This window comes from Halomonas sp., assembly GCF_041689495.1.
Classification (GTDB): Bacteria; Pseudomonadota; Gammaproteobacteria; order Pseudomonadales; family Halomonadaceae; genus Halomonas.
In genome coordinates this window covers 1-2,193 of sequence record NZ_JBDNGD010000305.1, presented here as the reverse complement: position 1 = coordinate 2,193, position 2,193 = coordinate 1, and the positions used below count along the sequence as shown (strand labels likewise).

Genomic DNA, 2,193 nt, shown 5'->3' with positions numbered 1-2,193 from the left:
GCCTCTTGGATCTTGGTGATCATCGTTGTCTGGTTGCTGCGCCTGTCCAACTTGATGCCCAGTCCTTCGGCCAGGTGAATATGCTCGTCCTTGGTCAGTGTATCAGGATCATCGTTGAAGGCGGCAAGCAGGGCGCGCTGTACGTTCCCAAGCCCATCGTCTGGCCAGGCATCGCTGTCCTGCTGGATGTCCTCTGTGCGGTCCTTGAACGCGGCTGGGGTGTCGCGCCATCCCTCGGCATGCAGCCGCTCGAGTAGAGGGTCGTCCTCCATATCGACCATGATGGCCGGCTTGTTTGCGTGGTAGCGCCAGGTATCGCCCATTCGGTCTCTCCGTTGGTGTAAGTGAGGCGGCCGACGTGTGCCGGCCGCCTGGTTGGCTTACTCAGACCACAAGCGATGGGCCAGTTCCGGATAGATCATGTGGGTTCCCCACACGGCGTCGATGCGCGTGATTTCAGACTGGTTGTTGATGTCGTAGGCACCCGTCATCGTCAAGCTCAGGCCGGAGTCCGGATCACGGACGCGCGACTTCACGGTGGCAGACTGCGGCAGCTCCAGGTCAACCATGGCCAGCGCAACAGCGTCGCGGTGGAACAAGTAATCCTGGCGGTATGACGTGTCTGCTGTTCCCAGCACTGAGATAGCTGCACCATCTGCCGGTGCGGCGCTGACGTTCTGATAGGCGGCGAGCGAGAGGCTAGTGCCCTCGGAGTCGGTCGTGGTCAGCGTGCCGTCGTTGATCGCCGGGCTGATCGGGACCGTAGCGGGACCGCCAACAGTGGCATCAGTGTCAACGTCGGCGGTTACAACAAAGTGCTGCAAGCGCCCAGTGGACTGGTAGGACTGCGGGTTGATCTCGAACACACCGGCGAGGGTGAACACGTCGCCCTCTTTCAGTAGCCCGGTGACACTCACGGACCAGCCGTCGGTGATGAGCGATGAGCCAGTCTGGCTTGCGCCGTCGACCAGCGGGGTGCCGCTATAGGCGCCGACGGTGTGGCTCGGCAGGTTGGCAGACTCGAACATATCAATGCCTGCCAGCGGACCCATGTAGCCCTTCTGCAATGCTTTCTTGACCATCCCCTCGTTGTACTTGTTTGAGATAGCGTCGCTGATCTCGGCGGCGTCCAGTGACGCGAGGATGGCGCGGCGCATACCATCGTCGGGGACGCCGACGTTGTTCATGTGCGCTTTGGCCAGGTGGAATGACTTGGTTCCGATAGCGGTGCCGGGCGTGCCAGATGAGAAGAACGCCTTTTTCAACTGAAGCAGAATCGAACGATCGACCACGTTGGCCAACTGGACGATACCCGACTTCAGGTAGCGCTCGCTGAACTTCTGGATAGTGAGCGTGCGGTCGCGGACCGTACACTCAACGCCGAAGTGCTGCTGCCGATTGATGTTGAACGGGATTTTCTGGTCGATCATCGGCTGCTTTTGCAGCGTCCGGCCGGCCGCCGTTTTGGTGCGGAACGGCTTCTCCAGGGAGATCACGTCGCCGACCTTGGCGAACCGTCGCTCGAGGTCGCGGTGAACCAGTGGCGCTGCCACCAGGTTGTTCTTCAGGAGACGCAGGGCTTCCTTGACGATGATGTCGTCAGTCAGAAACCGGTTGTTGACGCCTTGGGTGCTCATTGCTCTTTACTCCAGTGATCATCACCAGAAGCCTCCCCCCTTCTGCTCCCGCTCGTTCATGGTCTGCTCGTATTCAGCGAAGTCCATCTTCTCGGGCGGTGTCTCGGCGCTGTCGCTGCCTTTGACTGGTATGATGGGGTCAGGTGTCTGGGTGGTTTTTTTACCGGGTTGTCGGGATTCGGGTTTCTTGGCCAGCGTGGCCTCGAGCTTGCCAATCTCCTTGGCCTGGGCCCTGCCGGAGAGTCCGGCGATGCGCGCGGTCTCCGCCTTGTCCTGCCCCAGGTGGTAGGCGATAGCGCCCGGGTCATCTGCATCTGCCATAGCAACCACCATGTCTTGGGTGATCATCAGATCCTTGGCACCAACCACGTCGTCAAAGTCGTCGTATTGTGCGCGGCTCTCGGTGAACGCTGCCTGAACGTCCTCGAGGGCATCGGTGAACTCTCGGTCGGTGTCCTTCTGGTCTGCGTCATCAGCGGCCTGATTGCCTTTCTCCGGCTTGCGCGACGTGTCGGCGGCCTTGCCGCCCTTCTGCTGCGCGCGCCATTCCGAAAAT

3 protein-coding genes are annotated in these 2,193 nt (G+C 60.7%); all 3 read right to left on the bottom strand.

All coding sequences use genetic code 11. The features are described 5' to 3' along the window. Positions 1-323 (bottom strand): hypothetical protein (locus ACESMD_RS10145; protein WP_372612794.1); only part of this gene is annotated, 323 nt, incomplete at its 3' end. Positions 324-380: 57 nt separating this feature from the next. Beyond that, a complete protein-coding gene (locus ACESMD_RS10140; protein ID WP_372612792.1) occupies positions 381-1,637 on the bottom strand; it encodes a P22 phage major capsid protein family protein in 1,257 nt (418 codons plus the stop codon). A 21-nt stretch (positions 1,638-1,658) separates the two neighbouring features. Next, positions 1,659-2,193, bottom strand: a 535-nt coding sequence (locus tag ACESMD_RS10135; protein ID WP_372612790.1) for a hypothetical protein, incomplete at its 5' end; no start/stop codon positions are given.

Coding starts and splice junctions, on each gene's coding strand:
- ACESMD_RS10140 (WP_372612792.1), bottom strand. CDS start 1,637: ATGAGCACCCAAGGCGTCAACAACCGGTTTCTGACTGACGACATCATC.